The following is a 24,163-nucleotide window of genomic DNA, read 5'->3' on the forward strand; positions in this document are numbered from 1 at the left end:
CGAGCGAAAGAGGACATCATGCTGTCGGAGAGTGAGTACCAGGACCGGCTCGACCGGGTCCAGGCCCTGCGCGCCCAGATCGCCGCCCGGCTGTCCGGAAGCCTCGTCGCCAACCCGGCGCTGGCCGAGGAGCTGAACGGTCAGCTGGACGAGCTGCTGGTCGCCGCGGTCGGCGCGGACGCGGCAGCGACGCCACCGCCGGACGGCGGGCTCGCGGCCCTGGTCGGCATCGGCCCCGGAGCCGCGACCGCGTTCGGCCAGACCCTGACGTCACAAGGGATCACGCCGTACGACGACCAGGTCAACTCCGAGCGCATCGTCGCGGTCGGGGACCTGTACTACATCTACCAGCACGAGCAGATCGGCGTGTTCAAGGTCGTCCAGAAGCTCAAGGAGCTCTTCGAGGGCGGCGCGGTCCGGCTCTCGGGTGGCCCCGGCGCGTACGGGCTGTACCGGTTCGACCGGCGGGACGTCCTGCGGTACACCCGCGAGGACCGGCGCGACGCGTACCGGCGCGTGCTCGGCTACGGCCGCGGGCTCGGCGCGGGGCAGAGCCGCCCGAACACCGACTTCCACATGCTCTTCGCCCACTTCGTCAACCAGGTCACGCTCTTCTGGCGCGACAAGAGGATCTCCGACGTGATTCGCGAGCGCGCGCACGACCCGAGCTTCGGCTCGATCGCGGTGGTCCGTCGCTCGGGGCTCGACCTGCGCAACAACCTGAAGTTCACGTCCTTCGGCCACGTCAACGTGATGCGGGTCGAGCTGATGCAGGTGCTCGAGGAGTGCTTCGCGATCCTCGGCGCCGCCGACGTCATGGACCTGTTCGGCGCCGAGAACGCGTGGGACGTGGTCGAGGAGGTCTTGATCCGCTACTTCGACGAGCGCCTGCAGACCTCGCCCCGACAGCGCATGGCTGTCAACGGTCGCGACGTGCTCCGCTGGCTCGCCGGACCGCACATCCTGCAGACCGGGCGCGGAGAGTTCGAGGCGCTGCTCATGAACATCGCCGAACCGGCCGAGGAGTGGCTGACCTCCGCACAGGCCATGAGCCTGGCACGACGCACGGGGACCGACCGGGTCATGCCGTGGGACCAGATGGGCGGCGCCGGCATCGCCGCGGCGGCGTCCGAGCGGAGCCCGCTCACGATGCCGCGACCGGGCCGCGGGAGAGTCGTGCCGTATCCGCTGCGAGGAGGACTCGGGACGTTCCAAGGCGGAGGTCGCCCGCGCGGCCAGCGCACGCCGGTACGCGGCAGGTAGGGACCGGTGGACGGTCGCCTCGTCCAGGCTCGCGCGGCAGCGACGGCGGCCGTCCCTTCGTCGCTCGTCGCACTCGAGAGCTGGCTGCGGATCCCCTCCATCAGCGGTGACCGCGCGCACCGGCCGCACGTGGGCGACGCCGCCGCGTGGCTGGCCGGCCGCCTCCGTCGGATCTCGCGCCGCGTCCGCGTGATCGACGGTCTCCACGGTCCGGTCGTCGCGGCGACGATCGCCTCTGCTCCCGGCAAGCACCCAGGCACGGTCGTCCTCTACGGCCACCTGGACGTCAAGCAGCCCGGCCCCGGGTGGTCGAGCCCACCGTTCGAGCCGACGCGGCGAGCTGGTCGCCTGGTCGCCCGCGGCGCGAGCGACGACAAGGGGCCTGTCATGGCGCTCCTCGTCGCCCTCGGCGCATGGGTGTCTCTCGGCGGCCCGCCGACCGACGTCCTGCTCATCGTCGACGGCGCCGAGGAGATCGGCAGCCCCGGTCTGGCCCGCGCGCTGGACATCCTGCGAGAGGCCTTCCCGATCGCCCGACCGGTGCTCGCTGTCGTCGTCGTGGACACCCGGCTGGCACGCCCGGGGGTGCCGAGCATGACCGTGGCTCAGCGCGGGACGTTGGCCATGCGGGTGCAGGTGTCCACCGGGTCCCCGCCCGTGCATGCCGGTCGATTCGGCGGCGTCGTCACCGACCCGTCGCTGGTGCTCGCCCGCGGGCTCGTGCGGGCGTCGGTCGCGGTCGCCGGAATGGCCCCCCGAAGCTGGCCGGCGACGAGGCGCGCGTCGCTGAGCGTGACACAGCTGAGCGCGGGCGCCGGGGGCGAGGCGATCCCGGCTACGGCCTCCGCCGCCCTCGACGTCCGGATCCCGCCGGGTGCCGACCCTGAGCGGGCGCTCGGCGAGATCAAGCGAACGTTGCGCGCGGACGACGTCGGCCGCGTCACCACCGACGTCACGGTACTGGCGAGCAACCGCGGACCCGTGCTCGTGCCCTCTCGAGCAGCGGCGTTGGCCGTGTGCCGCGCGAGCCGTGCCGCGTTCGGCGTCCACCCGCAGGCCGTCATCTCGGGAGGCAGCATCGCGGCGGTCCCGACCCTGGCGGCCGCCTTCGCCCGCACTCCGATCCTTGTCGGCATGGCCCCGGTGGACGACGGAGCTCACGGGCCCGACGAGCACCTCGACGTCGCCGACTGGACCCGAGGGGTCGATCTCTGCGTGTGTCTGCTCGCGATGCTCGCGGACAGTCACAAACCGTCGATATCATGTCGCACCATCCCATAACGGAAGACGGGGTCCGACAGCAGGCAGACCGGCCGCTCGCCTGGCGTACTGCGGGGCGGCAGCCACTTGGCGGAGTCCCAGGACAGGGGCGAACGAGATGGTGATGCACGACGAACCGCTGCGGCGCGTGACGGTCGTGTCGGAAGACCTTCCGGGTAGTCCCGAGCAGCCCTTGTACTCCCGAGATCGCGACGAGGACGATTCCGAGACCGACGCGGGCTCGCGGGAGCCGTTGGCGGCAGCGCTGGACTCGCTCGCCGCAGACGTCCGTGCCGGCGTCCTACGACATGAGCCGCCAGACGGCGTGCTCCTCGATGTCGTCATCGGCAACGTCCGATGCCAGCTCACCGAGCACGCCGAGACCCTGATGGTGAGTCTCAGCCCCCGCGAGCGGCAGATCGCCCGGATGGTCGCCGCCGGCCGGACGAACCAGGCCATGGCGAGCGCGCTCGACATCAGCGTCTGGACCGTCTCGACGCACATGCGGCGGATCTTCGCGAAGCTTGCCGTCTCCAACCGCGCCGAGATGGTGGCGCACGTCCTGCTCGGCTCCGAGCAGCTGACCCAGGACCCCCCGCGCCGGTACCTGGTGAGCTCCGCGACGTTCCCTGACCCAGGCCCATTTCCGCCGCGACACAGCTGAACCCGTCGGTCCATCTGTGTGGGTCACGACCCCCGAGCCGCCGACTCCGCCTCGAGGGAGATGCCGTCCTCCCAGGGCGCGAGGACCCAGCTGACCAACGCGGGTCGCACCACGGCACCCAGATGCACCTCGGCGGACCTGCCGTCGGACGTGGCCGCCGACAGCACCGCGAAGTCTTCCCATCCCGCCACCGCGTCGGGGTTGTCCTGCAGGTACTCGTCGACGGCCGCACGGACCGCCGCGTCGGTCAGCGGGAGGCCCGACGTGTCGGGGTCGCCCTGGCCCGCGCCGGGCGCGAAGTACCGGTCGTCGCTCACCGCGTCGGCGGCCTCGAGCGCGAGCACGTCCGCGAGGGCCAGCAGCCGCTTGCGCTCCAGGTGCACGCCCGCCGCAGAGACCACGACCGTGATGAGCAGGAGCGCGACGACGACGAACCCGAGCGTCAGGATCATGACCTGCCCGTCGTCGGTGCCGGCCCGAGCCCGCCACGGGGTCATCGCGCCGGGCCGCTGACCTCTCGGGCCGCTCATCCGGCCGCCCGGTACGCGTCGACCGGTGCCACGCGCTCCGCGCTGACCGGCAGCTCCAGCGGCACGACGTCGCGCACGAACCCCGGGACGAACGGCAGCGGCACCCGCACGTCGATGCGCGCGGAGACGTCGCTGCCCGGCGCCAGGCACGGCGAGGTCGAGCACGTGAGGGTGAGGGCGTCGGCGGGGTCGTCGTCGAACCCCTGGTCGCGCAGCGCGATCCCGACCGAGGCGATCGCCCGCTCGGTGCCTTGCTCGGCGTCGTCGGCGACCACGTAGGTGCGCGCGGCCTCGCGTGCCGCGCCCTCGGCGGCGAACGTCGCCGCCTCGACGCGGCCCAGCACGAGCACGAGGTAGACCAGCGGCACCAGCAGGACCAGCGAGAGCCCGAGGAACTCGACCACCGAGCTGCCGCGGTCGTCCCGAAGATCGAGTCTCACGGCTCCTCGACCAGCGCGTGTCCGCGGACCGTGAGCACCCCCGCCGGCCCGACCAGACCGACCAGCGGCAGCGGCGCCTCGACCTTCACCTCGACGACGTCGATGCCGTCCAGCGTCGTGCGGTCGGCGGTCACCCCGCCGGCGTAGGAGGCGGACAGCGACTGGGTGATCAGGTCGCGCGACCGGTCGGCGCCGTCCGCCGGGTCGTGGCCGACGAGCGCGCCATATCGCGCTCCTTCGGAAGCCGAGTCGACCAGGGTGTTGCGGACGTGCAGCACGATCGTCAGCTGCAGCACCGCGACGAACAGCACGGTCACGAGGCCACCGACGAGCGCGAAGTCGACGATCGCCGACCCGGCGTCGCTGGTCAGGGCGCCTTGACGCTGCCGATCGCGTCCTCGAAGACCCTGGCCAGTGCGTCGCCGGCGACGATCCACAACGCCGTGACCAACCCGGCCGTCATGAGCGTCACGAGCACCCACCCGGGCACGTCGCCTCGCTCGTGGTCGTTCCCTGCTACCCGGCGCCGGACGGCGCCTACCGCCGTCGACCCCCAGAGGAAGGAGCCCCACAAGAGTGCCGCCGTGCGGGACGGCGGCTGACCTTCCGTCACCTGTGCCTCGCTGCCAGTCGTCATCGGTCCTCATCCCTTCGTCGGGCGCCCCTCGGGCGCCGTGCCTCCTACCCGCGGGGGTCACAGACCCGCCCGCAGGACGACCATGCTGGGGAAGACGGCGAACACGACGGTGACCGGCAAGATCAGGAACACCACCGGCACCATCATCAGAACTTCCTTGCGCCCACCCGTCTCCATGAGCGCCCGGCGCCCCTCCTCGCGGACGTCCTGGGCCTGCGCGCGGAGCACGTCTGCCAGCGGCGTCCCGCGCTCGACCGCCACGGCGACGCCCTCCGCGAAGCGCGCCAGCGCGGGCAGCCCGGTCCGGTCGGCGAGGTTGTCCAGCGCGACCGTCAGAGGTGCGCCTGCGCGTGCGTCGGCCAACGTGCGGGCCAGCTCGGCGGTCAGCTCGCCGTGCGTCGTCCGCACGACGCGTTCCAGCGCGCCGACGGCCCCCTCGCCCGCTCCGACGGCCAGCGCGAGCAGCTCGGCGATCGTCGGCAGCTCGGTGAGCATCCGCGACTCGCGCGCCTGCACCTCGCGGGTCAGCGCCCAGTCGCGAGCGAGGACCCCGACGAGACCGCACACGGCAACCAGCACCACGAGGGCGACCACGCCGGAGCCCCGCGTCGCCGCCAGCACGAGGGCGAGCGCCAGTCCGGCCGCCAACCCGAGCACGCCCCAGACCACCTGGCCGGCACGGAACTGCTCCACCGTCTCACTGCGGCCGGCTCGGGTCAGGCGTCGGCGGAGCTCCGACGTCGGAGAGCCGAGGCGCGTGACCAGTCGGACGGCGTCGCTCATCACGGGCGCGACGATCCGCTCGACGGTCACGAACGGGCCGCGCACGTGCGGCACCCGCAACAGGCCCGACGACGAGGCCTGCGGCCGGAGGTAGGGCGCCAGCCGGTCGTCGAGAGTGATCCGGCGGGACCGCAGCCGGAGCACGACGATCGTGAGACCGAGACCGCCGAGCAGTCCGACCAGCGCACCGACCGCTGACGGGCTCATCGCAGCACCCGCGGGTCGTCCGGGAGCCGCGCGATGCGCAGCATGAGCAGGTACGCGACCGCCGTGCAGGCTCCGCCGACGACGAGGACCAGGAATCCGGCGGTCGTGTCGTAGGCGCTGGCTGCCTCCGGCCGCGTCGAGAGCAGGGCGAGCACCACCCACGGCGCGGCGACCGCCAACCGGGCGGCGTAGACGGTCCAGCTCTGCCGCGCCTCGAGCTCTCCGCGCGTGCGCACGTCCTCGCGCAGGAACGTGGACAGCGTGCGCAGGAGCCGGCCGAGGTCCGTCCCGCCGACGTCGCGGGTCAGGCGCAGCGCCTCCACGATCCGGTCCGCGACGGGGTCGGCCAGCCGGGCCTTGAGCGCATCGAGGCACTCGCCGAAGCGACCCGTCGCGCGGTAGTCCTCGGCGAAGGCGGTGAACGCCGGTCGTAGCTCGACCGGCCCCCGCTCCCCGATCTGGGCCACGGCCTCGGGCAGCGCCAGCCCCGCACGGATGCCCGAGCCCAGGTGGTCGACGACCTCGGGCCACAGCTGCCGCAGCCGGGCCCGTCGTCGGCGCGCTCGTCCCCGCACGACCGCCCACGGGGCCAGGGCCGCGAACACGGCGAAGCAGAGCGCGATCGGCGGGATCCGGGTCAGCGCGACACCCACGAGCAGGACGACGAGACCGACCACGACGCTCGTGAGGAGGAGTGCCCCCGGCGTCACCCCGCTCGCCCCCGCCTGCACGAGCGTGTCCTGCGTCCGCGCCCGCCAGCCGTTGGTCCGCGTGCTGCCGGCACGCCGCGGCTCCGCCCAGAACGACCACCAGATGCACGCCAGGCCGGCCCCCAGCAGGAGCCCGACGACCACCCCCATCAGCCGCGCCCACGCAGGAGGGCGGCGAGGTCGGTGCCGGCGCGCGCGAACCGCTCGGGGTGCGGCGGGAAGCCGTCGGCACGGACGAGATGCCCGACGCGCGTGTGGAAGACGTCGGCCGTCTCGACGATCCCCTGCTCGACGCGACCGGGCACGGCGACGATCTCGCGGACTAGCCGACGCCCGGAGCCGTCGAGGTCCAGGTGCACGACGAGGTCCACCGCCGAGGCGACGGTCGGGATCACGAACCGGTCCGACACGTTCTCCCCCGCCAGCAGCGGGAGCGTGCAGAGCTTGGTCAGCGCCTCGCGCGCCGAGTTGGCGTGGATCGTGCACATCGCGGGGATGCCCGCGTTGAGGGCGATCAACAGGTCGAGCGCCTCGGCCTCGCGCACCTCGCCGACCAGCAGGCGGCTCGGCCGCATGCGCAGCGCCTCCTTGACCAGCCGACGCAGCGGGATCTCGCCCGTGCCCTCGAGGCTGGGCTGCCGGCACTGCATGGCCACCCAGTCGCGCGCGGACAGCCGCAGCTCGAAGACCTCCTCGCACGAGATGACCCGCTCACGCGCGGGGATGGCCCCGGACAGCGCGTTCAAGAGGGTGGTCTTGCCGGCCTGAGTTCCGCCCGAGACGAGCACGTTGAGCCCGGCGCGGACCGCCGCCTGCAGGAACACGGCCGCGTGCGGCGTGAGGCTCCCGAGACCGACGAGCTCGTCGAGCGTGGTCGCGCGGACCACGTACTTGCGGATGTTGACCGACCAGTGCTGCCGCGTGACGTCCGGGATCACCGCGTGCAGGCGCTCCCCGCCCGGCAGGCTGGCGTCGACGAACGGGCTGCTGAGATCGAGCCGCCTGCCCGAGACCTTGAGCATCTTCTCGACGAGGTCGCGCACCTGACCGTCGGTGAGGATCGTCGTCGTCAGCTCGGACTCACCGCGCCGCGCGACGAAGACCTGGGTCGGCGCGTTGATCCAGAACTCTCGCGGGAGTCGATTGACCAGCGGCGATGTGACCGATCTGCGCTCTGAACTGCACCAACGCCTCACGTCACCTCACGGGAAACCCTGCAGTCTCACGCCCTTCCGCGGACTAGTTGCGGACCAGCCGAGGGACAAGCGCGAGCGATCAGCCACGGCAGCCCGCCAAGGAAGACGGCGGGCGTAAACGAGGTGCCCGCCATGGTTCTGGGCATCATCGTCCAGCCATCGTTCAACCGGGCGCGCCGACAAACTGCGGCGGCTCGCCGGTTGTCCGGCCTCTCACCGAAGGTCGCCACTGCAACCCGTGAGAAGGGCTCGCCATGTCGGTTCAGGCAAACCTCAACCTAGGCTTCGGCACCTTTCGGCGAGGACTTGAGGTACACGGACGTCACCACTCGCGTTTCGTTACCAGATCGTTATAAACTCTCCGACCCGCGCCCGATTCAGGAGTTTTCCACAGATTCAGGGATGTACGTACCTACCGCGTCCACAGGAGATGCCTCCCGTTTGACAGGGCCGAGGCTCCGGTTGGAGTGGATTAACGACACTCGTGTAACACCACGCTCACCTGCAGCCTGGGTGTGTCGACATCGCCCAGTAGACTTGGGCCTAGGAAGACGAAGGGCTCCCAGATGGGGCTCTGCGCCACCCTGGGAGCTCTTCGCGTGCACGCAACTTTGCCGGTCTACGTGTACTAGGAGTGTATCTACATCCCGCGATGGTTGGTCCATCGGAACACGGGGCGTCGTGGTGAGTTCCACCACGCAGGTTGGCATCGCTTCTCGCAGTGAGAAGGGAAACGCTGATGTCTGAAGCCTGGATCTCCAGGATCTATCACCGCCTCGTGATCACGCCGGAGGGCCCGAAGGTCGTCAGGTTCGTGGAGCGCCGACGGATCGACGGCGACTAGCCCAACAAGGACCGGAGGCCGGTGACCGCGCGAAAGTGCGGTGGCCGGCCTCCGGCATGCCCGCGCCCCCCGTCACCGCCGCACCGCGTCGAGGCGACGCGCTCGGCGCGGTACTCGGGGGCTCTCCGGTTCGACAGCCCGTGACGGTACGGTGCCGCCCATGGACTGGAGCGAAGACGAGCTGACCGGCGCTCGGCTGCACCTCCAGGGAGCGCTCGCAATCCTCCGCGTGTTGCCGCCGTACGCGTCCGACGACAAATCAACGATGCCAGAAGTCGTGCAGCACGCCTGCCTGCAAGCGTTCTATATGAATGCGCGACTGGTGGCCGACTTCTTCGTCAAGCGCCCAGCCCGGGACGTCTCTGCTGACGACTTCTATCCGGCGTGGCAACCGCCGCAGGACCTGGCCGAGAGACTCACTGCGGTCTGGGAGCTGGCGTCTAAGTGGATCGCGCACATGAGCGAGGTCCGAGTCGCCATGCCCCAAGAAGCACCGTCCGACTCCTCGCTTGTCGGGCTCGAGCAAGTCACGGCGGACTGTCACAAGATGGTCTTCGCGTTCACGAACGCGTGGGGCCCGGCTCTGACGCTCGCTGAGGCTCCGATCGACGATCGAAGCCAGTTCTTCGGTTTAAGCGGATTCATTCTGAGTCCCGAGGCCCGGCGCTTCCTCGACTGGCGCGCGCCGGCTTAGGGGTACGTCGGCACGAGCAACTACCCACTCGTTGTCCGGGTGGACGCAATCGAGTCCGAGCGGCAGATCGGGGTCGCATCTGATGGTGCGATCCTCGACGACAATGGGCGGGACATCCTCGACACGATCGGCCGACAGGCCGCCGCGCTCTGGGGCTCCGAATGAGGCGACCCGAACAACCGCGTAGTGCACTCGATCGGGTCGCCCAGAACGCCACGAGCGAGCCCACGGCAGCGTTAGCGTCATGACCATGGCAATCCCACGAGAGGTGGATATCCGACTCCAGGCGCTACACGACGTGGTCTCGCAGCGCGGAGACCTCGCCGCGTTCCTGGGCCGCACGGAGGTCGAGACCGGCCGTCCACCCCAGTGGTACGGCCGTGTGCTCGCGAATACTGGGCTGCTCATGGCCGATCGCGAACCCCGCTACACCGACGCCACCTTCGACGGTGACAGTGGTGTCTTCGAAGCACCGTTTGACGGCGCAATCGTCGTCATCACGGATGACCTCGTCATCCGCACGAGGTTCAACCGCCCCGACCTTCGGGGCAAAGTGCGGATCTGGTCTGAGGTCTGGCCTCTCGCCAGCCTGACTGCACTCGAAGTCGCGACGACCGCCGACTACAGCACGCCCAGCACGTGGCCGGGCCAGTTGCAGGTGGTATGCACGTTCGCGGACCGAGACCCGCTGCGGCTGCCTCTCTCAACCCAGATGAGCGACGAGCTCAGCCAACTTCTGCCTCTCCTTATTGAGCGCCTCTAGCGCCAGACGTGCAGGATCCTCGACCGCGAACCTCTGCAAAGCAGAGGACGCCCTCGCCGTCGAGCGCTGGGAAGTTTCGGCCGGACCTTGCCGCGATCGCTCGCCGTCGGCCAGTATCGGCCCGCGATCGTCCAGAGTGAGAACCGATCTCGGGAGCGCGGGGTGTCCCGGCCAACCTGTAAAAAAAGCGCCTACGCCCAGAACTGCGCCACGAGATCGCGGCGTCCCGACTGAGCGGGAACGCGTTCGTACTCCTGTGCCGCGACGCGATACACGCAGTCGATGCCGTATCGGTTGAGCAGGCCGACGTCCGCATCGCTGGGTCTGGTCGGGAAGAGCGCCGTTAGCACGTCCGGACCGGGCGAGATCGCCGACGCATAGTGCAGGAGTTGCGCGAGCGCTTGTCGTACGTAGCCCGTGCTGGCAACGCTCTTGGCTTCAACGAGCTCCGAGTTGTCTGGGCGCTGGATCCACATGTCGGTGACGCCGGCAGGGGTTCGCTGGCGGCCGATGGCGACCGCGTCTGCGATGGTCGCTGCGTATGCCTGAACGAGTTTGCCTTCGCCCCGGAGCATCACTCTCTCGCCGGGCTGCACAGTGATTGTGGCGGCTTCCTTGTGGACAGCTTCGAGTGGGATTAGTGCTGCCCCGGCCAGTGCCTCGTCGCCAAGGAGAACGGCCAGGTCCTCGTCCTGCTGGAGATAGTTCGCCGCGAGTGTTTCCGGGACATCGAGTCGCAGCTCGTCGATCAGCGCGTCCGCACGCGAACCGTCGTACACGACCATGCCTTGGAAGTGGTAGCTCTCTTCGTAGCCCAGAACGTTGTTGACCACGGAGTACGGAACGTCAACCGGTTCGAAGCGAACGAGGCTGTAGATGTGTCGGTAGGTTCCCTTCTCCGGATGCGCTAGCCACACCGCCTCCGCGAAGGCGGTGTTGGTGAAGCGGAGGCCGACCACGCCAACTGCCCACACCCTGTTCTGCCCTGTGAACAGGACCACGTCGCCCTCGTGGACCCTGGCGATGAGAGCAGCGTTGCCCTCGTACGTGCCCCAGAACCGCGCCTTGCCGTCGGGGTGCCGTGCGAGCAGTTCGGCCACCTCATCGTCGCTGAGTGCTGCGTGAACGGTCGGTGTGGTCAAGAAGTCGACCTGGATCTCGAGTGATCTCTTCAGATTCTCGCGACCGTCGCGCGCTCCCCGCGAGGGGTGGACCAGGACAGTAGCCATAGATTCGCCTTCTGTTGTTTGAAGTGCTCCGCCGCCCCGGAAGCCTTGTCGTGTACAAGATGTCATGGGCAGGGAGGCATGGCGGTGCTCAACGCAGTCACGCCGGACTTCGTCAAACATCAATCGGCCGGGTAGTGCTCGTGCATGAGCCAGTCGTGGACGCGTTGCCACTGATCCCAGCCGTGGGTGTCTCGGGATCGGAATTGAGTAGCGCGCTCGTGCGTTCGTCCCAGCTGCTGATGTCCTGATGTAGTTGGTGCTTACCGCCGAGGATTGCGGTGATTTGCGACGGGCTGCGTCGTCGCGTCGGCGACGAGGTGGGCCCATCGTTCACCGGCTGCCACAGCTGCGTCTGCCTCAGCCAGGATCTCGCGACGGTTGAGGTCGTCGTCCATGCGCCGCGTGGCGGTCATGCGCGCGCCGATGCCGGTGGTCACAGCGGTGTCTGCCTCGCGCAGCGCGGCTGCGTCGACCGACGACGTGGTCGTGGGTTGCCGAATGGTGAGAACCCGGGAGCCGGGCAGCGCGGCTGCGTCGACTAGGGAGACCTCGCGGATGATCGCGTGCCGGCGCGTGACGGACGCGAGCCCGTTGCGTCGCTGGGGCGGGTGCCATTCGTCGTCGTCGATCGAGGGTGAGAACCCTATGGAGACGTCGGCGAGCAGCCCGGCGGCGGCGACCTCTCGCAGTTGGTCGAGGTTGGTGGTCGATCCGATGAGACGGCCGGTTGCGTGCAGCCCGTCGTCCTCGAGGTGGAAGCGGTCGAGCCACCCGATGGGGCGGCGGCGGTCGTGGTAGCTGAGCAACCGGATCTTGCTGCCGGCGGGGGGCAGGGTGATGCTGTCGCGGTCCCAGGTTTCGGTGAACGCGATGACCTCGTTGTCGGGTCCGCGGAAGGCGACGGGGGTGGTGCTCCACGCGACGGCGACGATGTCGACGACGGTCCCGATGCGGTCGACGGCGGGCAGGGTCGTGGTGCTCATGCGGGGTCCTCGGGCTTGGCGACGGCGATCCCGCGGTGGTCGACGACGACGCGCTCTGTGGCGGCGGTGGTGAGGACGGTTGCGCTGGTGTGGCCGCGGACGTGCATGGGTTCCTCGTCGTTGACGCGGCGGCGGACGGCTTCCCCGGCGGCTGCGCGGCGGGCTCTCTCGCGTGCGGGCTCCAGGTCGGCGTCGCCGGCGCGGAGGTACCCGGCCAGCCAGGGCTCGGCTTTGGGGACGGGGATCTGCGGCATGGGGGTCGCCTCCTGGCGGGGTGCATGCGGTGCGCTGCGTCGCGCTTGCGTTACATCCTGCCGGGGTCCTCGGTGGCCTGGTAGACCGCGACCCCGGCGAGCGCGTACGGGCAGGTCGGTCCGTGTTCGATGAGCCACCGCTGATGGGGGTCGGTGCTGCCGTCTGGGACGGTCCAGAGTCCAAGTGCGAGCTCGGTGCAGTCGCAGCCGGCCCGGAACGCCCGAGCGAGTGCGTGGGGCACGTTCTGCCGCGCCTCGACGATCTGGTGCAGGTAGGGCTGGTGCTGCCCGCGTTCCCGACGGCGACGCGTCATCGGGTCCTCTCAGGGCGGGTGATGAAAGTGAAGAGAGCGAGGTGTTCTGGCTCTCGCCGTATTCCTCACTTTCCTCACTGTCTTCAGGGGGTATAGACGGATCACAGCGACAGGGGACGATCCGGCGGCGCGTACAACCCGCGCGCCGGCTTGGCGATCCGACCTGACTTCTCCGCACGGTCGAGGTGCTGGTAGACGGACTTCACGGGCAGGTCGAGCTTGTCCGCGATCAGAGCCGCGCGGATCCCGTCCGGGCTGGCCGTGACGAGCTCCACGACCGCCATGCCGGCCTCACCGAGCCCCACCGTCGCGCGCACCCGGGCGGCCGCTGCCTCGGCGTCCGCGATCGAGTCGTTGAGCAAGGACCAGTCCCCGTCGATCGTTTCGACGACGTACTCGTTCTCCACGACGTCACGGCCGGTGACCTTGAGCAGACCCTCTGTTTCCTTGCGTGGCCGGGTGAGCAGGATGACGAAGTCGGCCGCCCCGGCGAGCCCGTGCGTCCCGGAGATGCTCGCCACGAAGTCGTCAGAGGACGCCTTGCGGTCGTGGTGCACGACGACCAAGCAGCTGCCCGGGTGGGCGTCAGTGAGCGCCTTGAGCTGCCCAGCGATCCGGTAGTCACGTGAGTACGTCGTCTCACCGGCCATGGCCGGTGGCATGACCTTGCCCAATGTGTCCAGGACGACGAGCCCGGTCGGGTGCTCGGTCAACCACAAGGCGATCAGGACGAGCAGCGTGTTCGGGTCGATGTTGCCGGCGACGTAGTCGAACGGGCGCGGGATCGGCTGCCCGTACATGAGCCGGCGGCACCGCTCCTGCAGGCGACGCTCGCCGTCCTCCAGGGCGAGGTACAGCACCGGCCGGGGATCACCGACCGCGATCGCTCCGAGGGCGACCCCGCCGGCGGCGCAGGCGAGCGCGATGCCGAGCATGAGGAAGCTTTTGCCCGTCTTGGGTGCGCCGGCGACGATGCCCATGCCCTCGGGGATGATGCCCGGCACCGCGAACCTGAGCGGGGCGAACGAGCGTCGGTCGAGGTCGGACCCGTGCTTGACGACGTCGAGCAGGCTCGGCGGTGCGGCGTTGCGGCCGAGTGCCTCCGCGGTCGGTCGAGGTACCCCGTGGGCGATGAGGTCGTCGACCGTGAACGGCCCACCGGCGCTCACGCAGCCACCCCCTCGAGGGCTGCCAGGGGCCCCGGCAGCAGCCGCTCCCGGACCTCCCAGTCCTGCCAACCGGCAGACCGCTGCCGGCTCCACTCACGGCGCAGCTCGCGGCGGGACAACCCGAACGATGTTGCCCGGACGTAGTTGCCGGTCGGGTCCGGGTACAGCCCGCGGACGTCAGGCGGTGCAGCCCGCACACGACGGGCCTGCCTGGGGATCTCGTGGGATGCCATCGTTGGAGTCCTTGCCTCGGTCCGGGTGAGACGCACGGGGTCGGGGTGCAGCAGCACCCCGACCCTCGTCACGTCCGAAGGGCCGCGGAGCGCTTAGCGGCGGGCTGGTGGTCGGACCTCTCAGCAGCCCACTCCTCGATCACGCTGCGCCGCCACAACAGACGCCTGCCGACCTTCGTGGGCTCCGGCAGGTGGCCGGCGTAGGACCAGTTGAGAACCGTCCCCCGAGCGACGTGGAAGAGGGCAGCGACGTCGTCACTGGTGATGTACGGGTCGTCTGTTGCGGTACTCATCGTGTGTCCTCCAGACAGAATGCTGAGATCACGCCACTACTCATGATGCTCAGGATTGCCCGCTGGGTCTACAAGTCAGTACACTGTATTCATGACACAAGTAAGGACCCCGGACCGCCCGCCTCCTCGACCGCTGGCAGGGCAGCTCACACAGCGGTTCAAGGCTCTGCGGGAAGCCCGCGGTTGGAGCGCGCAGGATTTAGCCGACGCATGCGCTGACGCGGGCTACAGCCACTTGACCCGAGACGTCATCGCGAGCATGGACGCCGGCCGACGCAGGGACGTCACCGTGGATGAGCTCGCTGTGTTGACTCATGTGCTCGACGGCCGAGGCGACTACGACCAGCCTCGGACGGCGACGGCTGCGCTACTCCTTGCGGACGCCGGGCTGCAGGCCGCGCGTCGCGGCGGCCCGGCGTGGCTGGCTGATCCTGGCGAGTGGCTGATGTTCTCCAACGAGGCCTATGAGCGCGAGACGCGGCTGATGGAACTCATCACCAGGTTCTCTGAAGAGGCCGGGATCATCCTCGGCTTCACCTCGGATCCCGAAGTGACGTGGCGACCCCCGCCGCGCGGACCATTTCAGAACCTGAAATGGGTGGCCGTCGACGTCCAGCCCGATGAACCGGCCACAGAGCCCGAGCACGAAGACAGGGAGGACTCCTAATGGCGAGCATCTCCAAGCGCCCCGACGGCACGTACCGGGCGCGGTTCAGAGACCCCGAAGGCAAAGAGCGTGCGAAGCACTTCGCCCGGAAGATCGAGGCGCAGCGGTGGCTCGACGAGGTGACCGCCTCGATGGTGACCGGCCAGTACGTCGACCCAAAGGCCGGTCGGGTGACATTCGTGGACTTCGCGCGCGGATGGTCGTCGCGGCAGGTGTGGGAGGCGGGGACCGCTCGCGCGCACGACCTAGTCCTGCGCTCGGTGACCTTCGGCAACGTGCCGCTTGCTAACCTCCGTGCCTCGCACATCGAGACCTGGGTTAAGGCCATGTCATCAGCCGGCCTCGCGGCGACGACGATCGCGTCCCGAATGAACTCGGTGCGCTCGGTACTGAAAGCTGCCGTCCGCGATCGGGCTATCGCCATGGACCCCTCACAGGGTGTCGTGCTGCCGCGGCGGCGGCGGGCGTCCCAGGCAATGTCTGTCCCGACCCCTGAGGAGGTTGGTGCGGTGCTAGCCGCATCGGAGGACTACCACTATCCAGTTTGGGCGTTGGGCGCGTTCGCCGGACTGCGGCTCGGCGAGGCGACCGCCGTGCAGGTTCGAGACATCGACTTCCTGCGCCGCAAGCTCCACGTCACACGCCAGATCCAGCGCGGCAACGTCGGCGCGGGGCTAGAGGTCCGTCCACCGAAGTATGGCTCGGAGCGCGACGTCTACCTACCCGACGGCCTGGTCGAACTGCTTGCTCGGCATCTCGAGCGGTTTCCTCCTGGCCCCGACGGCTGGCTGGTCGAGCGCGATTCAGGTGGGCCGCTCGCGCCGTCGACGGTGAACCACTGGTGGACCACGACGCTCGACCGCGTCGGTTTGAGGGCGCGCATGCATGACCTGCGACACTTCTACGCAAGCGGACTTATTGCGGCCGGCTGCGACGTAGTGACGGTTCAGCGGGCCCTCGGCCACTCGTCGGCTACCACGACCCTGAACACGTACAGCCATCTGTGGCCGACGGCCGAGGACCGCACCCGAGCAGCGGCAGCGGACCTGTTCCTCTCAGCGACGTTCAGCCAAAAGCCGCAGCCGCTACCTCACGCATCTCTTCATGCGCCTTCTCGACCTCGACCTTGACCTCGAGATACTCGCCAACGAGCGGGATCGGACCCGATTCTGCGCGACCAACGTACGGCATCGGCTTCTTGGACTCACCGAACAGGTCCAGAAGCAGGTCGACCGAGTCGAACATGCCAACAGTCCTGTCGACGTCACCGTGGACCTGGATGACGTCATCCCAACTCAGAGCCGAGCGGGTCGCATCGCGGTATACGCGAGCGTCAACCCAGGTGCGCAGTTCTTCCGGCGTCCCAAACGGCCGAGACTCGATGAAGTCCAGATCGGCTGCTGTCATCGGCACGTAGCCCCAGACCGCTAGGCGGCTCAAGTCGCCGAGCATGCAGGAGAACAAGTAGGTCGTCGTGCCAGCGCGGAACGTGCCCACCAGCGGCACTTCGACTTCGAGCAAAGTCGTGGGATCTTCGGCGTCCCACGAAGGAAGCCAGGGTCGCTCACCCTTACACGGCATCAGGGACATGAGTCGATCCTCCCTCCTCTTCGAAGCAACTGTCGAATCCAATCTGGATGGCTGTGGGCCAATCGGGGTCCTGAACGTTGAGCGGATCCGTGTCGGGGAAGACCACAGACGTGTGTAGGGACTTCGGCAAGTAGCCCGGCGTGTGCACCACCGCGAGGCCTGCGGAGCGCACCTGTCCAGCAACGCCGTGCCTCGCCTCGAGCGTCTCGGCCTGATCGGCTCGCGGCTCCTTGCCGACAACCGCCTTGTACGCCTCGGTGGCCGAGAGACGACCACGCACCACCGATATCGCGTTGTCAGCGTCCCGAACCGGCCGCGGCCGCCGGTTGTACGGCCGCTCGATGGACCACTGCGTGAGAACCTCGGCGTCAGCGACACAGGTCTCGGGCCGAGTGTCCTCGCACGTGCACGCCGAGCTCGGAACTGTCTTCGTCATCGAGGCAGCCTCACGTTCTGCACTGTAGGGGCAGCGAGAAGCCGCAGTAAGGATGAACTCGCGTGTACTTGCGGACTCTGAGCGGACTGCGTCGCGCCTCAACGGCCCTGATCTGCAGAGATGTTCGCCTGGGCGAGTTGATCCAGACCTCTTCGACCTCGGGGTCGTCGAGGTACTTCTGCAGCGGACCCAGCCCGGCGACGGCGTCGACGACCGCCTTGTGCGCGGCCACGGCGTCCGCGAGCGGTGGGACGGCGCCGACGACCGACCGCTCGTCGTAGTCGGCGATGACGTCCGAGACCAGCGAGACGACACCAGGCCGGTCCCGGACGGGGTCGATGCCGCGGCGCCGGATGAGCTCGCGCACCTCGGTCTCGAGGATCGCCACGCCGTCCACGTGCGCCTCCTCGGTGTCATGGGTGCCCGGTTCATCCGTCATGTCCGATTGCACGCTGGCCGGAACCCTAGGGGACGCCGGAGGTCGGGCACACCCCGCTGTCCACAGGTGGGACGCCGGTTCACCCGTCGGGGTAACCCCCATGGGACCTCGGTCCTACGGGGTCACGCCCGTTGCCCCGGACAATTGAGGGACATCGAGCAGGAGGGAGGCGGACGACGTGACGACGGACCAGCGGTCGCGATACCGCAGCGCCTTCCGGGTCGGGCTGATCCCCGGGGCCTGACGGCTCCTCCGACGCCCATCCCGCCGCACCGATCCGGTGCACCACTGCCTCCCGAAGGAACCTCCCTATGCGCATGCGCACTCTCGGCGCGACCTTGCTGACCGCCGCCCTCGTCCTCCTGCCCACCGCGGCGCACGCCGCCGGTTCGAACGACCCGACGCCATACACCGTCACCGCGGCCGGCCTGACGCTCCCGGCAGGCACGACGTTCGAGGCGAACGGGCACATCAACTACCGCGTCACCGCTCCTGACGGCACAGGCGCGAGGTCGTTCAACGTCCACCAGTCCGTGCCGCACAACGGCGTCTGGCCCCAGGCCAGGTACGTCGGGCTGAGCTACTACCCGTGGACGGACCACCCCGACTTCGCCGCCGCGTTCCCGACCGGGTACTGCATCACCTGGGTGCAGGTGAGCCTCTACAACGAGCACTTCGGCGAGGGCGGCCAGGCGCCGGTCTGCACCGACCCCGTCACGCCGGTCGACCCGACGGACCCGGTCACGCCGGTCGACCCAGTGGACCCTACGGACCCGGTCACGCCTGTCGACCCGACCGATCCCGTGAACCCCGTCGACCCCACTGACCCGACCACCCCCGTCGACCCGACCGACCCCGTCGACCCCACCGACCCGGTCACGCCCGTCGACCCGACGGACCCGGTGGACCCCGTCGACCCCACAGACCCGGTCACGCCCGTCGACCCGACGGACCCGGTGGACCCCGTCGACCCGACCGAGCCCGCGACCCCGCTCAGCCCGGTCGACCCTGCCGACCCTCTCCCGCCGACCAACCCACTCGCGCCGACCGACCCCGTCCTGCCCGAGGCCACGGACCCGGCATTCGTGAGCGAGGTCCTCGCCGCCGAGCCGAGCGGGTCGACGGGCTCGTCGGCGGTGCTCGCCTCGACGGGCTTCCCGACGGCGGCCGCCGCGGGACTCGGCGTTGTCGTCATCGCGATCGGCACGAGCCTCGTCGTCCTCGGCCGGCGCAAGGCCGCGACAGAGCACGCGCGCTGACCCACGGCCGGACCCATGATCCGCTCGCGCGGGTCGTGGGTCCGGCCCGCTAGCGTGTGAGCGTGTCCACGACGACGACCGCCCCCCTCCCCACCGGCCGCCAGCACGTCCTCGAGCTCGGCGGCCAACGTGCCGTCGTCACCGCGGTCGGCGCCAGCCTGCGCGAGTACACCGTCGACGGTCGGGACGTCGTGCTCCCGTTCGAGGAGTCGGAGATCCCGCCGGCCTTCTCGGGGGCCGTGCTCGCGCCGTGGCCCAACCGCCTGCGCGACGGCGCTTACGGGTACCGCGGCGAGTCCTACGAGGTCCCCCTCACGGAGCACCACCGCCAGACTGCGCTCCACGGGCTGGTCGCGCACACGACGTTCGCGACGGTCGACGCCGACGAGACGTCGGTGACCCTCGAGCACGTCATCGTCCCCACGCACGGCTACCCCTGGCCAGTCCAGGTGCGGATCGGCTACACGCTCACCGCGGACGGGCTCCACGTCCGCGCCGAGGCCACGAACCTGGGCACGACGACGGCACCGTACGGGATCGGCTTCCACCCGTGGCTGTCCCCCGGGGACGCTCGGGTCGACGACTGCACCCTGCAGGTGGACGGCGCCCGACGCGTGACGATCGACGAGCGCCTCCTGCCCACGGGGTCGGAGCGCGTCTCCGGCGGGTACGACCTCCGGGAGCCGCGCCGGCTCGAGGGCCTCGACCTCGACGACGCCTGGATCGACGTGATCCGCGACGCCGACGGCCTCTCATGGATCCGGCTGGGCTGCCCGGACGGGCGGACGGTGGCGCTCTGGGCCGACGGCGCGACGCAGGCCTGGCAGGTCTGCACCGGCGACACGGTCGCTCACATCTCGCGACGCGGCGTGGCCGCCGAACCGATGACGTGCATCGCCGACGCCTTCCGCACCGGGAACGACCTCGTGCACCTCGAGCCCGGGCAGAGCCACACGATCACGTGGGGGCTCAGGCTCCTCTGAGCCCGCCGGCGAAGGCTCCTCTGAGCCCGCCGACGAAGGTCAGGCGGCGTCAGCCGTCGTAGTACTCGCCGTCCGCCTGGACGCCCTTCTCGTACTCCCAGTGCCACTTCTCGTGCGGGCCGCTGCCGCCCGGCTGCGCCCACGCGGGGTTCTCCCAGCCGTAGGTCGGGCCGTTCTCCTGGATCCAGTTCCACTTCACGCCGGAGGTCTGGTCCTGGCAGAGGTCGACGGCGAGGCCCCAGCCGTGGTTGCTCTTGCCCGGGACGGCGGCGAGGCCGCCCTTCTGCGCCTTGACCGCGCGCTGCTGCGCGAGCGTCCGGTAGCCGGAGCTGAGGCAGAGGTCACCGCCGAACCGGGCGGCGAACGCCTGGTTGAACTCGGCGAGCGAGACGGCGGCGTCGGCGCGCAGCTGCGTGTGGTTGTCCCACAGGGTGCACAGGTCCGCGACCTTGAGCAGACCGTTCTGGCCGGCCGGTCGCACCGAGCCGTCGCACCCGGGGAGCAGCGACCGCTCCTCGGTGCGGCTGGACGCCGACAGGCTCCGCGCCTGGATCGCGCCGTCCGCCGACACCAGCGACGAGGGCGGCAGGGCCGACAGCGGCGAACCGGCGAGCGCCGAGACCGTCGTCGGCAGGGTGGAGTCGGCCAGCGCGTCGGAGCCGAACGCCACGGGGCCGGGGACGACGCCCTGGCTCACCGGGATCACGACCGTGATGCCCGCGAGGACGCCCAGCACGCCGAGACGCGCGGCGGTCCGGGTCGGCCGGCGGGTGCGGCGGGTGAGGGTGCCGTGCTCGACGCCCGCGAGCTCCGGGACGTCCTCGACGCCGGCCGGGACGTCGGGCGTCGGCTCGGCGAGCAGCTGGGCGGCCGGGCCGACGGGCGCGGTCCGCTGCGCGACGGGCGCGTCGGCAGCGACGGGCGCGGTCGGCAGTGCGACGGGACGAGCGACCGCGACGGGGGAAGGTGCGGTCGGCTCGACGATCGGACGAGCGACAGCGGCCGGCTCGGCGACAGGGCGAGCGGCCGGGCCGACGTGCTCGGCGAAGAGCCGGGCGGCGGCGGCGTGGTCGACCGGGGTGCTGGCCCACGAGACGCGCGGCTGCGCAGAGTCGGACTGCAGCGCGGGTCGCGGTGCGGCCGACCACGGCGTGCGAGTGTCGGGTGAGGCGGGCGACGGACTGGCCGCCAGCGGCGCGGCAGGCGCGGGCCGCGGAGCAGCAGCCCGGTTCGCCTCGCCGAACGACTCGGTCGAGGGCGCGGCAGCCCGGGTGGACGCGGCGAACGCCTCGGTCGTCGGGGCGGCAGCCCGGGCGGGCGCCGCGAACGACTCGGTCGACGGCGCGTGGTGCGCCCACGACGGCACGTGGTGCACAGCCGTCGGGGAGTCGGGGTCGACACGGGGCGCGGCAGGCGCGACGGGGGTCGGCGCCGACGTGGGTTCTGCAGCGGCACGCCGCTCCGCCTCGCGGAGGCTGCGACGCGTGGGGAGGCCCGTCACGGGCTCCTCGCTGTGCGATCCCACGACACCTCCGGTCCATTTGCGCGTCTGATCTGCCGCGACGTCGTCCTCGGGCACAGGTGGAGCGGGGGCCCGGCGACTGCGGTCACGAAACCATAACGGCTGGCGGTCACGCTTCCAACCCCCTGGACGGACGTCCAACCCGAAGAACGGACATACCGGGCGACACGCGCGACGACACGCCGCCCCAGCGCACGTGATCCGCACAACTGGTCCGCTGATCAGGACATCTGCCCGCGCTGCATCGCGTCGCGCACCTCGCCGACGAGCTCCTCGAGGATGTCCTCGAGGAACACCACGCCGATCGTCCCCTCGCCGTCGTCCACCCGCGCGAGGTGGGCGCCGGAGCGCTGCATGGCCGCGAGCGCGTCCTCGACCTCGTCCTGAGGGCCGACGACGGCCAGGGCGCGCACCCGCCAGGCGGGCACCGCCATCGACCGGTTGGCCCCGTCGGCGTAGAGCACGTCCTTGAGGTGCAGGTACCCGGTGAGCACGCCGTTCTCGTCGACCACGGGGAACCGGCTGAACCCGGTGCGCGCGACCAGCCGCTCGACGTCCTCGGGCGTGCTGCCCGGGCTGACGCTCACCAGCTGGTCGGTGCCGATCATCACGTCGGCCGCGGTGCGGTCGGAGAACTCGATGGCGCCGGCGAGCAGGCCCTGCTCGTCCTCGAGGAGCCCCTCGGCCTGGGACCTCTCGACGATCGACTGAACCTCCTGCGCGGTGAACGCCGACGAGACCTCGTCCTTGGGCTCGACGCCGAACAGGCGCAGGGTGTGGTTGGCCAGCCAGTTCAGGGCGGTGATGACGGGCCGCACGACCCGGGCGATCCAGACGAGCGGCGGCCCGAACATCAGGACGGCGCGGTCGGGGCCGGCCACGGCGAGGTTCTTCGGGACCATCTCGCCGAGCACCACGTGCAGGTAGACGACGATCGCGAGCGCGAGGACGAACGAGATCGGGTGGGTCAGGTCCTCGCTGACGCCGAGCGCGGCGAGCGGGTCCGCGATCAGGTGCGCGATGGCGGGCTCGGCCACCACACCGAGGCTGGTCGAGCACACGGTGATGCCCAGCTGCGCGCACGCGAGCATGAGTGAGACGTGCTCCATGGCCCACAGCACGGTCGTGGCGCGCCGGTCACCGGCCGCGGCGAGCGGCTCGATGGCGCTGCGCCGGGCCGAGATGATCGCGAACTCCGCACCGACGAAGAACGCGTTGGCGGCGAGCAGGACGACCGCGAGGACGAGCGCGAGGGACGAGCTCATGACTCGGCCTCCTCGTCGTCGGCTGCCGCGCAGACGCGGACCCGCTCGACCCGGCGCCCGGCCATGGCGTCGACCCGGAGGCTGACCCCGTCCACGACGATCTCGTCACCGTCGGTCGGGATGCGGCCGAGCACGAACATCAGCAGGCCGCCCAGGGTCTCGTAGGGGCCCTCGGCGGGGACGTGGAGCCCCGTGACCTCGGCCAGCTCGTCGGGTCGCAGCACGCCCGGCAGCAGCCACGAGCCGTCCGCGGACCGGGCCGTGGACGTGCGCCGGCGGTCGTGCTCGTCGGCCACGTCGCCGACCAGCTCCTCGACGACGTCCTCGAGCGTGACGACCCCGGAGGTGCCCCCGTACTCGTCGACGACGACCGCCATCTGCAGCCCCTGCTCGCGCAGCTCGACCAGCAGCGGACCCAGGTGCACGGTCTCGGGGACGCGCGGCGCGTCGACCATCAGCGCGGCCGCCGGCACCTCCGACCGCCGCTCGTACGGCACCGCGATCGCACGCCGCAGGTGCACGAGCCCGACGATGTCGTCACTCGAGTCCCCGATGACGGGGAAGCGTGAGTGGCCGGTGCGCCGCGAGAGGTCGATGACGTCGGCCGCCGACTCCTCGCGCCGGACCACGACGAGCCGCAGCCGGTCGGTCATGACGTCGACCGCGGTGAGCTCGGTGAACTCGATCGAGTTGGTGAGCAGGGTGGCCGTCGACTCGTCGAGCGTGCCCACCTCGGCCGAGCGGCGGACCAGCGCGGCGAGCTCCTGCGGCGAGCGACCGCCGGACAGCTCCTCGCGCGGCTCGACGCCCACGGCGCGCAGCAGGGCGTTCGCGCTGCCGTTGAAGGCCGCGATGAGGGGGCGCAGCGCGCTGGTGAACCCGCGCTGCAGCGGGGCCACCATGCGCGCGGTGGCCAGCGGCCGGCTGATGGCCAGGTTCTTCGGGATGAGCTCGCCGACGACCATCGAGAAGCCGTTGACCAGCACGATCGCGAGCACCGCCGCGACGATGCCGCCGATCGCCTGGCCGAGCACGGAGTCCTGGAGCGGGAGTCGCAGCAGCCGCGCGACCGCCGGCTGGGTGGTGTACCCGAGCAGCACGGTGGTCAGGGTGATGCCGAGCTGCGCGCCGGAGAGCTCGGTGGACAGGCGTCGCAACGCCTTGAGCACGGACTGGCTCCGGCGGTCGTCGGGCGCCGCCTGGCCCTCGACCAGGCCGGGGTCCAGCGTGACCAGGGAGAACTCGCTCGCGACGAACACCGCGGTGCCGAGGGTGAGCAGGATGCCGAGCCCGACCAGCAGCCACTCGGTCAGCACGCGTCACCGCCGGGCGCACGACGAACGCCGACCCGGGGGCCGGCGCTCGCGAGGACAGAAGAGGAGAGGAAGAGGTGGCCGGCATGGTCTCCCCCGGGCTCAGCGGCCCGGGAGTGACGCCGGCAGCGACTTGAGCTGCTCATGGTGGGCTCGATCATACGGGCGCGACGGCCGCGGCACCCGGCGCATCCACACATCCGGGGCCAAGTGAGCGTCATCC

General features: G+C 70.5%; 29 protein-coding genes. 10 read left to right on the forward strand and 19 right to left on the reverse strand.

Annotation, left to right across the window (positions count from 1 at the left end; genetic code table 11):
- Positions 1-18 precede the first annotated feature (18 nt).
- From AC1DT4_RS00695 to AC1DT4_RS00705, 3 genes are all read left to right on the forward strand, one after another.
- Entirely contained in the window at positions 19-1,263 is a 1,245-nt protein-coding gene (locus AC1DT4_RS00695; RefSeq protein ID WP_477087837.1) for a hypothetical protein, read from the forward strand.
- Between the two features lie 6 nt (positions 1,264-1,269).
- Complete coding sequence (locus AC1DT4_RS00700) at positions 1,270-2,544, forward strand: M20/M25/M40 family metallo-hydrolase (protein ID WP_477087838.1); 1,275 nt, start codon at positions 1,270-1,272, stop codon at positions 2,542-2,544.
- A 103-nt stretch (positions 2,545-2,647) separates the two neighbouring features.
- Positions 2,648-3,187 (forward strand): helix-turn-helix domain-containing protein, encoded by a 540-nt coding sequence (locus AC1DT4_RS00705; protein WP_477087839.1) that lies wholly within the window; start codon positions 2,648-2,650, stop codon positions 3,185-3,187.
- 23 nt (positions 3,188-3,210) lie between these two features.
- Here AC1DT4_RS00705 and AC1DT4_RS00710 read toward each other — a convergent pair whose 3' ends face one another.
- The 7 genes from AC1DT4_RS00710 to AC1DT4_RS00740 form a co-directional block, all read right to left on the reverse strand.
- Complete coding sequence (locus AC1DT4_RS00710; protein ID WP_477087840.1) at positions 3,211-3,717, reverse strand: pilus assembly protein TadG-related protein; 507 nt, start codon at positions 3,715-3,717, stop codon at positions 3,211-3,213.
- Entirely contained in the window at positions 3,714-4,157 is a 444-nt protein-coding gene (locus tag AC1DT4_RS00715) for a pilus assembly protein (protein ID WP_477087841.1), read from the reverse strand. The genes AC1DT4_RS00710 and AC1DT4_RS00715 overlap by 4 nt, the downstream gene beginning before the upstream one ends.
- Positions 4,154-4,474, reverse strand: coding sequence for a pilus assembly protein (locus AC1DT4_RS00720; protein ID WP_477087842.1), 321 nt, complete (start codon positions 4,472-4,474; stop codon positions 4,154-4,156). The genes AC1DT4_RS00715 and AC1DT4_RS00720 overlap by 4 nt, the downstream gene beginning before the upstream one ends.
- A gap of 50 nt (positions 4,475-4,524) precedes the next feature.
- A complete protein-coding gene (locus tag AC1DT4_RS00725; RefSeq protein ID WP_477087988.1) occupies positions 4,525-4,731 on the reverse strand; it encodes a hypothetical protein in 207 nt (68 codons plus the stop codon).
- 120 nt (positions 4,732-4,851) lie between these two features.
- Positions 4,852-5,784 carry a type II secretion system F family protein gene (locus AC1DT4_RS00730; protein WP_477087843.1) on the reverse strand — a complete coding sequence of 311 codons (933 nt, stop codon included), beginning with the start codon at positions 5,782-5,784 and terminating at the stop codon, positions 4,852-4,854.
- Complete coding sequence (locus AC1DT4_RS00735) at positions 5,781-6,644, reverse strand: type II secretion system F family protein (protein WP_477087844.1); 864 nt, start codon at positions 6,642-6,644, stop codon at positions 5,781-5,783. Before AC1DT4_RS00735 ends, AC1DT4_RS00730 begins: the two co-directional genes overlap by 4 nt.
- Positions 6,644-7,645, reverse strand: a complete 1,002-nt coding sequence (locus AC1DT4_RS00740) for a CpaF family protein (RefSeq protein ID WP_477087989.1) — start codon at positions 7,643-7,645, stop codon at positions 6,644-6,646. The genes AC1DT4_RS00735 and AC1DT4_RS00740 overlap by 1 nt, the downstream gene beginning before the upstream one ends.
- Positions 7,646-8,694: 1,049 nt before the next feature.
- Here AC1DT4_RS00740 and AC1DT4_RS00745 point away from each other — a divergent pair.
- The 3 genes from AC1DT4_RS00745 (at position 8,695) to AC1DT4_RS00755 (ending at position 9,991) form a co-directional block, all read left to right on the forward strand.
- Positions 8,695-9,228, forward strand: a complete 534-nt coding sequence (locus tag AC1DT4_RS00745) for a hypothetical protein (RefSeq protein ID WP_477087845.1) — start codon at positions 8,695-8,697, stop codon at positions 9,226-9,228.
- A gap of 39 nt (positions 9,229-9,267) precedes the next feature.
- Positions 9,268-9,393, forward strand: coding sequence for a hypothetical protein (locus tag AC1DT4_RS00750; RefSeq protein ID WP_477087846.1), 126 nt, complete (start codon positions 9,268-9,270; stop codon positions 9,391-9,393).
- A gap of 79 nt (positions 9,394-9,472) precedes the next feature.
- Positions 9,473-9,991 (forward strand): hypothetical protein, encoded by a 519-nt coding sequence (locus AC1DT4_RS00755; RefSeq protein ID WP_477087847.1) that lies wholly within the window; start codon positions 9,473-9,475, stop codon positions 9,989-9,991.
- Positions 9,992-10,182: 191 nt separating this feature from the next.
- Here AC1DT4_RS00755 and AC1DT4_RS00760 read toward each other — a convergent pair whose 3' ends face one another.
- From AC1DT4_RS00760 to AC1DT4_RS00785, 6 genes are all read right to left on the reverse strand, one after another.
- Complete coding sequence (locus AC1DT4_RS00760; protein ID WP_477087848.1) at positions 10,183-11,220, reverse strand: hypothetical protein; 1,038 nt, start codon at positions 11,218-11,220, stop codon at positions 10,183-10,185.
- 260 nt (positions 11,221-11,480) lie between these two features.
- Positions 11,481-12,203, reverse strand: a complete 723-nt coding sequence (locus AC1DT4_RS00765) for an HK97 family phage prohead protease (protein ID WP_477087849.1) — start codon at positions 12,201-12,203, stop codon at positions 11,481-11,483.
- Positions 12,200-12,457, reverse strand: coding sequence for a hypothetical protein (locus AC1DT4_RS00770; protein WP_477087850.1), 258 nt, complete (start codon positions 12,455-12,457; stop codon positions 12,200-12,202). The genes AC1DT4_RS00765 and AC1DT4_RS00770 overlap by 4 nt, the downstream gene beginning before the upstream one ends.
- A gap of 415 nt (positions 12,458-12,872) precedes the next feature.
- Positions 12,873-13,940: an AAA family ATPase gene (locus tag AC1DT4_RS00775; RefSeq protein ID WP_477087851.1), complete on the reverse strand. Its 1,068-nt coding sequence runs from the start codon at positions 13,938-13,940 to the stop codon at positions 12,873-12,875.
- Positions 13,937-14,173 (reverse strand): hypothetical protein, encoded by a 237-nt coding sequence (locus AC1DT4_RS00780; protein ID WP_477087852.1) that lies wholly within the window; start codon positions 14,171-14,173, stop codon positions 13,937-13,939. Before AC1DT4_RS00780 ends, AC1DT4_RS00775 begins: the two co-directional genes overlap by 4 nt.
- A gap of 68 nt (positions 14,174-14,241) precedes the next feature.
- Complete coding sequence (locus tag AC1DT4_RS00785; RefSeq protein ID WP_477087853.1) at positions 14,242-14,466, reverse strand: helix-turn-helix transcriptional regulator; 225 nt, start codon at positions 14,464-14,466, stop codon at positions 14,242-14,244.
- A 289-nt stretch (positions 14,467-14,755) separates the two neighbouring features.
- Between AC1DT4_RS00785 and AC1DT4_RS00790 the strand changes: the two genes are divergently transcribed.
- On the forward strand, positions 14,756-15,133 hold the full coding sequence (locus AC1DT4_RS00790) for a hypothetical protein (RefSeq protein ID WP_477087854.1): 378 nt from the start codon (positions 14,756-14,758) through the stop codon (positions 15,131-15,133).
- A complete protein-coding gene (locus AC1DT4_RS00795) occupies positions 15,133-16,263 on the forward strand; it encodes a tyrosine-type recombinase/integrase (protein WP_477087855.1) in 1,131 nt (376 codons plus the stop codon). The genes AC1DT4_RS00790 and AC1DT4_RS00795 overlap by 1 nt, the downstream gene beginning before the upstream one ends.
- Here AC1DT4_RS00795 and AC1DT4_RS00800 read toward each other — a convergent pair.
- The 3 genes from AC1DT4_RS00800 to AC1DT4_RS00810 are packed head-to-tail and all read right to left on the reverse strand — an operon-like array spanning position 16,199 to position 17,598.
- Positions 16,199-16,723: a hypothetical protein gene (locus AC1DT4_RS00800; RefSeq protein ID WP_477087856.1), complete on the reverse strand. Its 525-nt coding sequence runs from the start codon at positions 16,721-16,723 to the stop codon at positions 16,199-16,201. The two genes, AC1DT4_RS00795 and AC1DT4_RS00800, sit on opposite strands and share 65 nt — an antisense overlap.
- The gene (locus AC1DT4_RS00805; protein WP_477087857.1) at positions 16,704-17,159 is read right to left on the reverse strand and encodes a hypothetical protein; all 456 of its coding nucleotides are present in this window, start codon (positions 17,157-17,159) and stop codon (positions 16,704-16,706) included. Before AC1DT4_RS00805 ends, AC1DT4_RS00800 begins: the two co-directional genes overlap by 20 nt.
- Before the next feature lie 10 nt (positions 17,160-17,169).
- Positions 17,170-17,598, reverse strand: coding sequence for a hypothetical protein (locus AC1DT4_RS00810; RefSeq protein WP_477087858.1), 429 nt, complete (start codon positions 17,596-17,598; stop codon positions 17,170-17,172).
- Positions 17,599-17,909: 311 nt separating this feature from the next.
- Between AC1DT4_RS00810 and AC1DT4_RS00815 the strand changes: the two genes are divergently transcribed.
- On the forward strand, positions 17,910-18,857 hold the full coding sequence (locus AC1DT4_RS00815) for a hypothetical protein (protein ID WP_477087859.1): 948 nt from the start codon (positions 17,910-17,912) through the stop codon (positions 18,855-18,857).
- Positions 18,858-18,919: 62 nt separating this feature from the next.
- Entirely contained in the window at positions 18,920-19,840 is a 921-nt protein-coding gene (locus AC1DT4_RS00820; RefSeq protein ID WP_477087860.1) for an aldose 1-epimerase family protein, read from the forward strand.
- A gap of 49 nt (positions 19,841-19,889) precedes the next feature.
- Here the strand turns inward: AC1DT4_RS00820 and AC1DT4_RS00825 are convergent, their stop codons facing one another.
- From AC1DT4_RS00825 to AC1DT4_RS00835, 3 genes are all read right to left on the reverse strand, one after another.
- A complete protein-coding gene (locus tag AC1DT4_RS00825; protein ID WP_477087861.1) occupies positions 19,890-21,365 on the reverse strand; it encodes a M15 family metallopeptidase in 1,476 nt (491 codons plus the stop codon).
- Positions 21,366-21,583: 218 nt separating this feature from the next.
- On the reverse strand, positions 21,584-22,627 hold the full coding sequence (locus AC1DT4_RS00830; RefSeq protein ID WP_477087862.1) for a hemolysin family protein: 1,044 nt from the start codon (positions 22,625-22,627) through the stop codon (positions 21,584-21,586).
- Complete coding sequence (locus tag AC1DT4_RS00835) at positions 22,624-23,943, reverse strand: hemolysin family protein (RefSeq protein WP_477087863.1); 1,320 nt, start codon at positions 23,941-23,943, stop codon at positions 22,624-22,626. Before AC1DT4_RS00835 ends, AC1DT4_RS00830 begins: the two co-directional genes overlap by 4 nt.
- Between the last annotated feature and the right edge of the window lie 220 nt (positions 23,944-24,163).

It is taken from the genome of Cellulomonas sp. P4_D11, from assembly GCF_056401915.1.